Below are 13,122 nucleotides of genomic sequence, written 5' to 3'. Positions count from 1 at the left end.
ATAGTTATCGTTCGAGATCTTTGGTTTTTGATCTCACTGGTTCCGGAATCTGCATCTGAAGAATGGCATCAACATTCTGATCGGCAGTATCCAGATCTTTTAATTTTTCTTTCAAGCTGCTTATTGCTTCTTCTTCGGAAGCTATCTGCTGTTGCAGTTTTTCTTTTTGTAAAGTCAGAGTTTTTAGGCTTGTCATCTTTCCATCCTGATAAAAGGATCTCAGCCAATCTCTGGCTTCTTCATATTTCTGAATTTCCTTCGCATGTTCTTTCCGGTACTTTCCTTTGTACTTTGCTTTTGAAAACTGGGAATAAACTTCCTTATTTGCATAGTACTGTCCGGTATAACGGATCTGATTGTTGAGGATCCTTAGATCGGAACGATGCTGAGCAACCTGTGTCTGCATTTCTTTTAGTTCCTGCTTTGAGGCAAGCAGTGTGTTTTTCAGATCTGACTGCGTATCAAATCCATGTTCCTGCACATAGATAATGGTATTTGCCATTTGCTGCAGGTTAGAAAGTTTTACCCGATGAGCATAAGCCGGGCTCCGCATTGCTTTCACATTTGTCTGGAGATTTACAACCAGGCGCAGGTGAGATCTGATGTAGAGAATGGCCAATGGATCCTTGCGTAAGAAGGTCTGTTCCAGGTATTCTTTTCCATATCGTGTTCCCAGTGCACGTTCAGTAATCCGCTTCTGTCGATCAGGATGAAGATAGCTGTATCTGCCACGATGCTCAATCACAGAGATTTGAAATTGTTCCAGAAGTTTGGATTGGAATTCATCAAAACTATTGGATGTGGCAGCACATTCATCAATTGTATTTCGCAAATATTCTTTCTGTGTAAGGAACACGGTGGATGTTGGCTTGAGACCATCTTCGATGATTTTCTGATTGATCTCATCCAGTTTTTGTTGGCCATGTTTCTGTGCCATATACTCTTTCTGAGTGATTTTTTTCTCAGCCGGTGCAAGAAGATCTATTTGGTGAAGTCCTTCCTGTTGGCACCGATCCATGACGGTTTTCTTAAAAGTGTTCATGAATTTATCAGTGGATCGATGCTTGTAACCGGCGGCTTCCTCATGTGGTTTATCCATATAAGGCCGCCTTTCCACTGCAGTCTTTCGCACACTGTTGATGACGATATGAGTATGGATATTTCCGGATTCATTGTGACCATCAGTATGCGTAACCACCAGTGCCTGATATCCGGGAAACATCTGCTTTGCAAGGTCCAAACTGATTGCCTGTGCTCTCTCTCCGGTAAGACCGTTTTCTGTAACATCGGCTGGATCGTAGCTGATAATGTAGTGGTGACTTTTGATATCTTCACGTTTCTTATTTTTGTGAAAATGAGCATTTGTCAGTTCACATTCCTTGTCAAAAGACATCGGATCACAGTTCAGTCCATCCATATAAAACTCTTTTCGTAGGATGCTTCGTCCGGATTCATCTACAATCTTTTTCCCGGTTTTTTCATCATGTTCAAACAGAAGGTAATTGATAGCAGCCGAGTAATTTGCATTTCTGCTTTTAATGTGTTTTACGATTGCCATTCATACCACCTGCCAGTTTCAGTACCTCTTTTCTCAATAGGAATAAGTCCGTGATGCACTGATGGATTTCATTTTCTATAGCACGAGATTGACTGCCACCACTGTTAAAATGCTTGGCGATCTGATTGAGATTCGATCCGATCTTTCCATATTCACTGACCAGTTTTCTGAGATCATTCATGTCTGCAACAACTTCAATCTGATGATGGATTTGCTTTTCCAATAGAAGTTTCCTCAGATATTCAGATCGTGAGATTGAAAAACAAGCAGCTCCTTGATCCAGCAAATTGAGTTCGACATCTGTCAGTCGTACTGCAACAAAATGTCTGTGATTTAGTTCTTTATCTTTGTTTTCTGTTCTCATATTCCTCCTTTCGCTACGACTATTCCTCCCACCGGGAGTCACGTATTTTAATATCGGCTGTCCCTTCCGATATTAGAAGTAGTGCTGTGAACACCTTTAGGTGGAACCAACAGACAAGTGAAACGTCTGTTATGAAGAGGGTATGGGGAGATCCCCATCAAGATAAAACCCATAGGTGAACAGGATGCTAAATGGCAATACTGTTAAACATGGGTGGATCTTGCTCTGTATGTGTACCCCTCTATATAACGAAACGCTCAGAGGCTGTTTTACAGTGGGGGAAAAGAAAAAATATCAAAAAAAATGATGATTAATGGTGAGCTTGTGATAGAATGAAAAAAAGAGAAAAGCATAAAGGATGTAGACATGGAAGATAATAAATCAATGACTGTCAAGAAAACGGTAAAATCAGGAATAACTTTTGGAAGTGCATTAGCTATGGTTATTAGTTATACAACGTGGAAGTCTGTCGGCTGGGCGATTTTTCATGGATTACTTAGTTGGGTGTATGTCATATATTTCCTTTTGCGCTATTAAATTAGAATTTGGCAGAGGAGTGCGATTGTATGGGCGAAATTAGGTTGCAGATGATAGACTCTCATATATCTTCACACTGGTGGCAAGAACTTGTGAAATATTTTGTCAATGTTGGTAATAGTTTGGAAATAAGATGTTGGAAAGAAGAAAGTGAAGAAATACAACAAGCATTACAATACGGAAATCTTACGGAAGCTAATTATGAAGTCTCTATTAAAGGCATAGTTACAAAAGAATTTTTAACAGAACTATTATCAGAAAATCCACAAGACAAAAGCATATACAACAAAATGACAAAATATTTCACAATCAATGTTGATAGTGGACAGCGTAGATTTTGCAGTGCTCATTATGGCACAGAAATATATGTAATGGGTGTTTCTGATGACGATATTACTTTTTTCAAAAATGCAATGAGTACATATACAGAAGATGATTTTAGTATCGCTATAAACTAATAATTCTAGTTTGTCGGTACGAAGAAAAAGGTAAAATACTGTAGTGATAAGATTAGCGGTCAAGGCGAGAGGGAGTGAGGTGTAGGTATTGACACCAAAAAGGCACTCCCTTATACTTGAGAGAAAAAGGTGCAAAAACCTATTGATAAGATTAGCGGTCAAGGCGAGAGGGAGTGAGGTGTAAAAGACTATGGCAAAATACACCAAAAGGAGAGATAAAAGAGGGTATGAGTGGAAGTCTGCTTATCGGGAGAAAGAAGCTCTTATGCTGGAGAGGGGATACCCGGAAGTAAGTCCTCATGATTTCTATCGGGAGTTGTTTCCGGCTGGCAGTCTCCAGCAAGAGCCGGAGGACGGAAAAGGTAATATTATAGCGACACAGATTAGACCGTCTGGCAAAGGAAGAACCCGGCAGTGGGTAATTGATGATAGTCTGAAAATGCTGGATAAGGTCATAGGAGATAGGTTTGGGCTGATACCGCCTATTAGTTTTTACGGAAAGTCACACACGAAAGAGAACGCTCATGAGCTGTTTGCGGTGGTGGTGGACGTGGATTATGTAGGCAAACAGCAGTTAAAGAACCTGTTGAAGCAGTTTGGGAATGGTGTGCAGCTTCGTCCGACTTATCTTGTCAGCTCCGGCAAGGGGGTACATCTTTACTATTTCTTGCAGGAGCCGGTTCAGTTGTATCGAAACCGGGAAGAAGTGCTTGCGGAGCTGAAAGAAGCCTTTATTCGGCGGCTATGGAATGATACCAGCTCTATCCGTCCGGACAGCCCGGATATAACCGGAATTTATCAAGGTTTCCGGTGTGTGGGGAGTCAGTCGAAGCTGGGTGTAGATTTCCCAGTAAAAGCCTATAAGCTGTCAGAGAACCGTTACACGCTGGAGGACATAAAAGCCAGCATGCCTCAATAACATAAGGGCTTGTGCGAGGGAGATTGTGGAAAAGGAAATTATTTTTGCATAAACAGATGATTAGTGGCAGGGGGAAATCCTGCCGCTTTTTCTGCTTTAGTTTGTCAGCTTGACAAATAAAGGGTTAAGGAATATAATTAGATTCAGTATTATACAAGGAGTTAATAAATATGCGGCAAGGTATTCTTAAATAAACTGTCAATTTGATAGTGGGAACAAAAAGTAGCAGTCCCGTTTCACTTTTAATATGGGGCTTAGTTTTTTGTACCCAGTTTAAGAATACTTTTATCATGTAATTTTATATGCCCGAAAACATATAAGTGTTTTGGGGCTATTGGAGTTATTTACCCAGTGATAGGAGTATTTATCACTGGGTATTTTTATGCCCTTTTTTGGGTGTTGATAGGAGGAAAATCACATGAAAATAATTAACTTAGGCATTCTGGCTCACGTTGACGCAGGAAAGACAACATTAACGGAGAGTTTATTGTATACCAGTGGTGCAATTGCAGAACCAGGGAGCGTAGATAAAGGCACAACAAGGACAGATACAATGAATTTGGAGCGTCAAAGGGGAATCACTATCCAGACAGCAGTGACATCTTTTCAGTGGGAGGATGTAAAAGTCAACATTATAGATACGCCAGGCCATATGGATTTTTTGGCGGAAGTATACCGTTCTTTATCCGTATTAGACGGAGCAGTATTATTAGTTTCTGCAAAGGATGGCATACAGGCACAGACCCGTATACTGTTTCATGCACTACAGACAATGAAGATTCCGACAATTTTTTTCATCAATAAAATTGACCAAGAGGGGATTGATTTGCCAATGGTATATCAAGAAATGAAAGCAAAGCTTTCTTCGGAAATTATAGTGAAGCAAAAGGTTGGGCAGCATCCCCATATAAATGTAACGGACAATGACGATATGGAACAGTGGGATGCGGTAATTATGGGAAACGATGAACTATTAGAGAAATATATGTCAGGGAAACCGTTTAAAATGTCAGAACTGGAACAGGAAGAAAACAGGAGATTCCAAAACGGAACGTTATTTCCCGTTTATCACGGAAGTGCTAAAAACAATCTGGGGATTCGGCAGCTTATAGAAGTGATTGCCAGTAAGTTTTATTCATCAACGCCTGAAGGTCAATCTGAACTATGCGGGCAGGTTTTTAAGATTGAATATTCAGAGAAAAGGCGGCGTTTTGTTTATGTGCGTATATATAGCGGAACATTGCATTTGAGGGATGTTATTAAAATATCTGAAAAAGAGAAAATAAAAATCACAGAGATGTGTGTTCCGACAAACGGTGAATTATATTCATCCGATACAGCCTGCTCTGGTGATATTGTAATTTTACCAAATGATGTTTTGCAGCTAAACAGTATTTTGGGGAACGAAATGCTGTTGCCGCAGAGAAAATTTATTGAAAATCCTCTCCCTATGCTCCAAACAACGATTGCAGTAAAGAAATCTGAACAGCGGGAAATATTGCTTGGGGCACTTACAGAAATTTCAGATGGCGACCCTCTTTTAAAATATTATGTGGATACTACAACGCATGAGATTATACTTTCTTTTTTGGGGAATGTGCAGATGGAAGTCATTTGTGCCATCCTTGAGGAAAAATATCATGTGGAGGCAGAAATAAAAGAGCCTACTGTTATATATATGGAAAGACCGCTTAGAAAAGCAGAATATACCATCCACATAGAAGTCCCGCCAAATCCTTTCTGGGCTTCTGTCGGGTTGTCCATAGAGCCGCTCCCTATTGGAAGCGGAGTGCAGTATGAAAGCAGAGTTTCACTTGGATATTTAAATCAATCGTTCCAAAATGCGGTTATGGAGGGGGTTCTTTATGGCTGCGAGCAGGGGCTGTATGGATGGAAAGTGACAGACTGTAAAATCTGTTTTGAATATGGATTGTATTATAGTCCTGTAAGTACCCCCGCAGACTTTCGGCTGCTTTCCCCTATCGTATTGGAGCAGGCTTTAAAAAAAGCAGGGACAGAACTATTAGAGCCATATCTCCACTTTGAAATTTATGCACCGCAGGAATATCTCTCACGGGCGTATCATGATGCTCCAAGGTATTGTGCAGATATTGTAAGTACTCAGATAAAGAATGACGAGGTCATTCTGAAAGGAGAAATCCCTGCTAGATGTATTCAAGAATACAGGAACGATTTAACTTATTTCACAAATGGGCAGGGAGTCTGCTTGACAGAGTTAAAAGGATACCAGCCAGCTATTGGTAAATTTATTTGCCAACCCCGCCGCCCGAATAGCCGTATAGATAAGGTTCGGCATATGTTCCACAAGTTAGCTTAACAGCTTGCAAAAGTCATATAAAATGAGATTTGAAAGGATTAGAGACTAATTATGATGAAATGTAACTTCATGTTTGCTAAAAATTCAAAGGCATATTCTGTCTACCTGCTGTTCCGATTTGTCTGTTCCCTGGCGGTTTCTATGTCCACAGTGCTTTCCATCGTGTACCACCTGGAGGTGGTGCAGCTGGATGCTTTCCAGCTTGTCCTGGTAGGGACGGTTCTGGAGACCTCCTGCTTTCTGTTCGAGATACCCACCGGTGTGGTGGCGGATTTGTATAGCCGTCGGCGCTCGGTGCTGATTGGAATGTTCCTCTACGGCCTGGGCTTTCTGATGGAGGGTGCGCTACCGTGGTTCGCGCCGGTTCTGCTGGCCCAGGTTGTCTGGGGTTGCGGTGATACCTTCATCACCGGCGCTCTGGAGGCGTGGATTGCCTCGGAGGAAGAGGACAAACCCATAGACAAGGTGTTCCTGCGGGGCAGTCAAATGGGGCAAATCGGCGGCGTTCTGGGCGTGGTGCTGGGCACACTGCTGGGAAACATAAACCTGCAAATGCCTGTCATCTTGGGGGGCAGTTTGTGCTTGTTGTTGGGGCTGGTGATGGTTCGCATCATGCCAGAAACCAACTTCTCCCCTGCTATTGAGGAACGGCAGGGCTTGCTTAAAGACTTTGTCTGCCTGTTCAAGCTCAACCTGGGCTTTGTGAAAGGCGCACCTGTGTTGCTGGCGCTCTTAGCAATCACACTATGCGGGGGACTTGCCAGTGAAGGCTTTGACCGGCTCTCCACCGCTCATTTTCTGGATGACACGGTAATACCCGTTATCGGGCCGCTGAACAGCGTCACTTGGTTCGGTGTTATCAGTCTTATCGGCAACGGCTTAGGTATTCTGGCTTCTCAGTTGCTCATCGCCCGCATGGAGAAAAAAGGGACTGTCAGCCGAACCAGTGTGGTCATGTCCACCAGCGCCGGGTATATCCTGTTCCTGGTTCTCTTCGCGGTGGGGCGGAGCTTTTGGTTCATGTTGTTGGTGTTCCTGCTGGCGGGGCTTATGCGCACCATCAAGGAGCCTGTGCTGGCCGCCTGGATGAACGACCATGTGGATGAGAAAATGCGCGCCACAGTCTTTTCCACCAGCGGACAGCTGGACTCTTTCGGGCAGATCATCGGCGGGCCTATTGTGGGGCTGGTAGCCCAGCAGGTGTCCATACCCTGGGGGCTGGTCTGTACCGCTTTCCTGCTGTTGCCCGCGCTGTTCTTAGTGCCGGTGGCGGGAAAGAAGCGGGATTGATATGGCATAGTTAAGTTTACTGACGAGCGGGAGATTACTTCCGCTCGTCTTCATTTAGTAGCGCAAAATTTGAGGACTCTTTATTTCCTTATTCGGTATAGCGGAGGCGGCTGTCAATTCGACATAATTTTCTTGTGATACTTTACCGTACATGAGCATTAGGAATAGGAATGTATCTTTGTGTGGTAGTTGTTACTTGCACAGGTATTATTGTTTCAAAAATCAGTTCCAAGCCAAATGAAGATACTCCTGAAGAAAAAGAAGAATGACCAATTCCAGTTTGCAGAACTGACCCAAAAGAGCTCGAAGGAGCTCTTTTTCCTTTTTTATAATAGTATCATTATGGTATAATAGAGACATTAAAATCGGAAGTTATGGAGGTGAAAAATGTATTTCACAGACGAAAAAGACTATATTATGCGAATGATAAAAGAAATGGTAAGAGTATTATTTTCTTTAATGTTTGGGAAAAAGTATGTTTCTGTTGAACTTGAAAAAGAAAATAAATATGAAGTATCAGGGAAAAATTTGAAAGATTTTCTTGATATGATTGATTCTGGGGAAATTAACGAAGCAGAGAATATACTTTTAGATAGCATTGATTATACAGACAGAAATGAGGTAATGGCAGCAGCTCTTTTCTACCAATACCTTAGTGAGAAGGATAGTGAGTTTTTGAAAAATAATAATTATACAAAAGAAGAAGTGATGTCTGGTTTTAAGCAATTACTTATGCAGTCAGGATATACTGATTTGCTATGTTTGGTCAAAGCTGAAGAGTAATGTAGAAAATTCAAAGAGATAAGAGTGATTGTCTGAAAGGAGAAATTGTATTATATGTTCTATATTGTTTTTGACTTTATGATGGCAGTGATTATGTTTTTGTTTGGAATGTGGTTTTATAAATCAGAAGGAAAAGCTACTAAATTCTTGTCGGGTTATAATATGAAATCAGCGGATGAACGAAAGAAATACGATGAGAATGCTATGTGTAAGGCATATGGAAAAAGAATGATGTTTATGTCAGTTCCTTTTATTATTGGAATAATCATAGATATCCAATATCAAGGAATAGGCTGTTGGATCGCATGGGGGATATGGCTTATTATGTTTGTTTTGTTGCTTATTGATAGACATAAAAGAGAACGTTAAATCGGAAGTTGTAGTAAAGGAGGTTTACAATGGGGTTTTGGATTTTTATGTTGATTATGGATTTGCTTCTTCCATTTACGATGATTGGTTTTGGAAGATATTTTATGAAAAAGGCTCCAAAGGAAATAAATTCAGTATTTGGATATCGGACTTCGATGTCTATGAAGAACAAAGACACATGGGAATTTGCTCATAAATATTGTGGTAAAGTTTGGTATGTCTGTGGAATGGTTATGTTGCCGATAACAGTAATATTCATGCTTTTAGTAATTGGGAAAAATGAAGATTGTGTTGGGAGTATAGGAGGAATTATCTGTGGTGTTCAACTTATTCCTTTAATTGGATCTATTCTCCCAACAGAAATAGCATTAAAAAAGAATTTTGATAAGAATGGAACAAGACGATAAATTCAAGCTTGTCGAGCTGGAAAATTTGAATTCGTAGGAGGTATCGAAAAATGAATAGGAAAACTATATTCTGTTTTCTGACAGCTTTGATAATGATTTTTGTTCTTGCCGGCTGTGGTGGAAAGAATAGTGGTGGGAATATTGACAATGTTCAAATTCCTGATTGGAAACCATCGGAAATATATTCAGACAGTGATATTGAGGCGGCTTTCCAAACAGTAAAAGACTATTTCGGCAACGAATTTGACGGCTGCACACTGACAAAACTGACCTATCCCGGAGATACATACGCCGATGAATTTTATGAATGGGCTGAACAATATGACGCGGATGAAGCAATCGTAATATTATCATCTTTCGATGTAGACTCATCAGGCGGGGATGGTTCGCTTAATCCGGATTCAACATATGATGATTGGAAATGGATTCTAATTAGGAATGACAGTGGAAATTGGGAACATGTTGACCACGGGTATTAAAGCGACAGATTCAAGTTTGTTGAATTAAAAATGAAATAAAGTTCCAGTAATCATAGAGTGTATGGATTCAATTCCATATGCTCTTTTTCTTTACTTAATTTCATGAAAAATGTAAAAATCTAATGTTACGAGTTGCATTAAAGAAAACTCGTAAGAAAAAAGTAAAAAAATTTGCTTTTGACCACTGTAAAACATGCTCTGAGCGTTTCGTTATATGAAGGGATAATTTTTCTTTCATATTTCAAAGAAAAGAGGATAAAGAAATGTCAGAAAAAAGATGTTATACAGTTCAAGAGTTACAGGAAATCTTAGGAGTCAGCAGACCTACTATTTATAACCTTTTAAAGAAAAAGGAATTCCGGTGGATCCAGTTGGATGGCGGAAAGTATCGCATCTCTAAGAAGAGTTTCGATGACTGGCTCGATAACTTGGAACAATAAAAAACAGGGTGTTGATCAGGCAGATTTTGTCTGCAATCGACATCCTAAATTTTTATCTGGATTTGAGATATGATATAAGAAAAAACACTAACACTAAAAAAGACAGGAAGTGAAGAATAAATGGCAACAGCAATTATGAAACAAAAAGAAGTTCCGGAAATGGACGATGTTGAAGAGATCATTTCAAAGATATCAGAAGACAGTCCTTACAAACGGCGTCCGACACAAAAGAGAACCTGGATGACCGTGCCGGAAATGGGAAAGCTGCTGGGATTAAAAAAGACAGATCGATACTGGCTGGTGCATAAAAATGTTTTTGAATCTAAAGAGATTGCTGGAAAGATACGAATCAATATTGCCAGCTTTGAAAAATGGTACGCCAATCAGATTAAATACCATAAAGTTACCGGAGAAGAACCAGGGAAAGAATTGAAATCCTGGTCCTATTCCGTTAAGGAAGTTGCGGATCTGTTGGGTGTTGATGAGTATCTTGTTTATGATTTACTCAAGAAAAATCAAATGGAAGCTGTTATTGTCGATTACTGGAAACGAATACCAAAAGAATCTTTTCAGAACTGGTATAAAAGCCAGTCCCGGTATCGAACAAAGGAAGACAGAAAAAAAGACGCTCTTCTGGAAGATGCAACAATTACGATGCCTGAGATGGCACAGCTGCTTGGAACAACCAGAAGCGCAGTATATACAATTCTTGATAATCCAAAGTATAGTCATTTTTTTGAATTCATTGTGATTGCAGAAAAGAAAAGGATCACAAAAGAGAGTTTTCGAAAATTCCTGAAAGGTCAGGATCGGTATAAGCTGGATCCATCGAATGATTATGAAGAACTTGCACAGGAACAAAATATTGCCCTGGCTAATTTCCGGCGGAAGAAATTATCACAGACCGGAATACGAGGAAGCAATGGAAATATAAAGTATCTTACTTTTGATGAAGCTTCCTATCTGGCAAAGGTCAGCAGAAGCATGATCAACAAGTGGGCGGATAAAGGAAAGTTCACAGTAATAAAAGTTGGCAGTCGAGTTAGGATCCGTCGGGATGAATTTGAGGACTGGATGGAGCAAAGAGATTTGGAAAGGAGTATGCAATAATATGGCATCAATAAGAGAACGAAACGGAAAATTTAATGTAATCTATTCTTATACGAATGAAAAAGGTGAGAGGAAACAGAAGTGGGAAACCTATGAAACGAAAGCCGAAGCAAAGAGAAGAAAAAAAGAAATTGAATATAAAAAAGAGATGGGATCATTTGTCGTCCGTAAATGCAAAACACTGGACGAGCTTATTACAGAATATGTTGCACTTTATGGCAAAGAAAACTGGGCTCTTTCTACATATGAAGGAAATGTCTCTCTTATCAATAACTATATTCTTCCGATCATTGGTGATACGAAACTCTCAGAGATCAATACCCGTTTCATCGAAAGATATTATCAGAGTCTTTTGAAGAGACGTGCAGTTATCAATCCATTGAATAAAACCAGTCGAAATGAATTTGTATCTTCCAGTACGGTCAGGGATATTAATAAGCTGCTTAGAAACTGTTTTGAACAGGCAGTGAAATGGGAGTTGATGGAGAAGAATCCTTGCACCCATGCGACTGTACCAAAACATAAATCACAAAAAAGAGACATCTGGACAGCGGATACATTGATGTATGCGCTCAGTGTCTGTGAAGATGAACGATTAAAGCTCGCAATTAATCTATCTTTCTCATGTTCCCTGCGACTTGGTGAGCTGCTTGGTCTTACCTGGGATTGTGTAGATATTTCTCATGAGGCAATTGAAGAAAACCGTGCATATGTCTTCATCAACAAAGAATCACAGCGTATAAGAAAAGAATCTTTAAATGCATTGGATGGAAAAGATGTGTTGTTGGTATTTCCGACAAATCATAAGAAGAATTCTACGGTCCGTATTCTGAAAACACCGAAGACAGAAAGCAGTGTGCGTAAAATATTCTTACCGAAGAGCGTTGCTAATATGCTGGTAGACTGGAAAGCTGAGCAAGATGAAATGAAAGAAATTCTTGGTGATGAATATATGGACTATAACCTGGTTATGGCAAGTACCTTTGGGCTTCCTCTCGGAGATGGAGCAATCCGTGGTCCTTTAAAAAAACTGATCGAGGACTATAATCTCCCACCGGTTGTATTTCACAGTTTCCGTCATAGCAGCGTTACTTATAAGCTGAAATTGAATGGTGGAGACATCAAGGCGGTACAGGGTGATTCCGGCCATGCTCAGGTCAATATGGTTACGGATGTGTACTCTCATATTCTGGATGATGACCGAAGGAAAAATGCAGAGCTTTTTGAAGAAGCATTTTATGAGAAGAAGAATCTGGATCCACAGATGCATGTACAGCAGGAAAATAATAATGCAACTGTTGCTGATGAAATCGATCCGGAACTTCTGGCAAAAGTGTTGGCAAATCCAGAGATGCGGGCATTGCTCAATTCACTGGCGAAGACGATGAAGTAATGAAAAATAGTGAAAAAATAGTGTAATTTTAGTGAAAAAACGATTCGCAACGATATAAGAAATAAGTATCGGAATAATAATACAAATAAAGCTTCAAATGAATCAATAAATGAATCTTTAAATTCAAATAGTTGGTAGCATACACGAACACAAGGCAGACAGGAATTATTTCTCGAAGCCAATGTAGATGAACAGAAAAGACTTTTAGAAGTTCTTCGATTCCGTTACAGAAAAGGTTACAGAAATTTTTAATGAATAAAATTTGCCAGTCAAAAACGCATGGACAAACCGTCTCGTATGCGGTATATTAATTGTAGACAAGAAAATATCTTGTGCTTTCGATAGGAAGTTTAATTGAATACTGTTTACCATGATCGAACGTACGAAGCATGGTGGTCATATAACAGATGTCGATGGTAATATCAAGGCATTCCCCGATTATTAGCTGGAGCAAACAATCAGCTAACTTTCAGAGCTTGACAGAGCTTGACAGAGGGGGTATTCAGAATAACTCAAATTGAATCGGAAACAGTTTTTAATAGTGTCCCATATGGGTTTACCTTACCTCAGATTGACAGAGAGTGACAATAGGTTGGAGCTCTCCTAAGCGAGGGGTCGGAGGTTCAAATCCTCTTGGCGACGGGCTTCAAAGCGTTCGAAAATGTTAGCTGGATTAG

The 13,122-nt window shown here is 40.1% G+C and carries 14 protein-coding genes and 1 pseudogene; 13 read left to right on the top strand and 2 right to left on the bottom strand.

Annotated elements, in window-relative coordinates:
* Positions 1-4 precede the first annotated feature (4 nt).
* Positions 5-1,558: a relaxase/mobilization nuclease domain-containing protein gene (locus AB5618_RS16770; RefSeq protein WP_368366922.1), complete on the bottom strand. Its 1,554-nt coding sequence runs from the start codon at positions 1,556-1,558 to the stop codon at positions 5-7.
* Complete coding sequence (mobC, locus tag AB5618_RS16765; protein ID WP_368366921.1) at positions 1,536-1,922, bottom strand: plasmid mobilization relaxosome protein MobC; 387 nt, start codon at positions 1,920-1,922, stop codon at positions 1,536-1,538. Before mobC ends, AB5618_RS16770 begins: the two co-directional genes overlap by 23 nt.
* A gap of 366 nt (positions 1,923-2,288) precedes the next feature.
* On the opposite strand from mobC, the gene AB5618_RS16760 reads away from it, so the two are divergent.
* From AB5618_RS16760 to AB5618_RS16700, 13 genes and pseudogenes are all read left to right on the top strand, one after another.
* On the top strand, positions 2,289-2,459 hold the full coding sequence (locus AB5618_RS16760) for a hypothetical protein (protein WP_015535374.1): 171 nt from the start codon (positions 2,289-2,291) through the stop codon (positions 2,457-2,459).
* 29 nt (positions 2,460-2,488) lie between these two features.
* Positions 2,489-2,917, top strand: a complete 429-nt coding sequence (locus AB5618_RS16755) for a hypothetical protein (RefSeq protein ID WP_138340621.1) — start codon at positions 2,489-2,491, stop codon at positions 2,915-2,917.
* Between the two features lie 190 nt (positions 2,918-3,107).
* The gene (locus AB5618_RS16750; RefSeq protein ID WP_243130888.1) at positions 3,108-3,836 is read left to right on the top strand and encodes a hypothetical protein; all 729 of its coding nucleotides are present in this window, start codon (positions 3,108-3,110) and stop codon (positions 3,834-3,836) included.
* Positions 3,826-3,888, top strand: a pseudogene (locus tag AB5618_RS16745) (TnpV protein); the annotation flags it as partial. The gene AB5618_RS16750 and the pseudogene AB5618_RS16745, both read left to right, overlap by 11 nt.
* 366 nt (positions 3,889-4,254) lie before the next feature.
* The gene (tet(O), locus tag AB5618_RS16740) at positions 4,255-6,174 is read left to right on the top strand and encodes a tetracycline resistance ribosomal protection protein Tet(O) (RefSeq protein ID WP_014636291.1); all 1,920 of its coding nucleotides are present in this window, start codon (positions 4,255-4,257) and stop codon (positions 6,172-6,174) included.
* A gap of 69 nt (positions 6,175-6,243) precedes the next feature.
* Positions 6,244-7,464: a tetracycline efflux MFS transporter Tet(40) gene (tet(40), locus tag AB5618_RS16735; RefSeq protein WP_368366928.1), complete on the top strand. Its 1,221-nt coding sequence runs from the start codon at positions 6,244-6,246 to the stop codon at positions 7,462-7,464.
* A 387-nt stretch (positions 7,465-7,851) separates the two neighbouring features.
* A complete protein-coding gene (locus AB5618_RS16730; RefSeq protein ID WP_004614494.1) occupies positions 7,852-8,247 on the top strand; it encodes a DUF6483 family protein in 396 nt (131 codons plus the stop codon).
* Between the two features lie 54 nt (positions 8,248-8,301).
* Entirely contained in the window at positions 8,302-8,616 is a 315-nt protein-coding gene (locus AB5618_RS16725) for a DUF3784 domain-containing protein (RefSeq protein ID WP_005342838.1), read from the top strand.
* A gap of 29 nt (positions 8,617-8,645) precedes the next feature.
* Positions 8,646-9,023: an SdpI family protein gene (locus AB5618_RS16720; protein ID WP_003864540.1), complete on the top strand. Its 378-nt coding sequence runs from the start codon at positions 8,646-8,648 to the stop codon at positions 9,021-9,023.
* A gap of 50 nt (positions 9,024-9,073) precedes the next feature.
* Positions 9,074-9,502 carry a hypothetical protein gene (locus AB5618_RS16715; protein ID WP_008121327.1) on the top strand — a complete coding sequence of 143 codons (429 nt, stop codon included), beginning with the start codon at positions 9,074-9,076 and terminating at the stop codon, positions 9,500-9,502.
* Positions 9,503-9,765: 263 nt separating this feature from the next.
* Positions 9,766-9,942 carry a helix-turn-helix domain-containing protein gene (locus AB5618_RS16710; RefSeq protein ID WP_003864535.1) on the top strand — a complete coding sequence of 59 codons (177 nt, stop codon included), beginning with the start codon at positions 9,766-9,768 and terminating at the stop codon, positions 9,940-9,942.
* Positions 9,943-10,062: 120 nt separating this feature from the next.
* Positions 10,063-11,052 carry a helix-turn-helix domain-containing protein gene (locus tag AB5618_RS16705; RefSeq protein ID WP_117499823.1) on the top strand — a complete coding sequence of 330 codons (990 nt, stop codon included), beginning with the start codon at positions 10,063-10,065 and terminating at the stop codon, positions 11,050-11,052.
* Between the two features lies 1 nt (position 11,053).
* Positions 11,054-12,445 carry a tyrosine-type recombinase/integrase gene (locus AB5618_RS16700; protein ID WP_173684843.1) on the top strand — a complete coding sequence of 464 codons (1,392 nt, stop codon included), beginning with the start codon at positions 11,054-11,056 and terminating at the stop codon, positions 12,443-12,445.
* The last annotated feature ends 677 nt before the right edge of the window (positions 12,446-13,122 follow it).

The organism is Ruminococcus sp. J1101004sp1_RTP21198st1_B9_RTP21198_201120, assembly GCF_040924245.1.
Lineage (GTDB): Bacteria > Bacillota > Clostridia > Lachnospirales > Lachnospiraceae > Blautia_A > Blautia_A faecis.
Note: the sequence above shows the minus strand (reverse complement) of the source record. Positions and strands in the feature narration are given on the sequence as shown.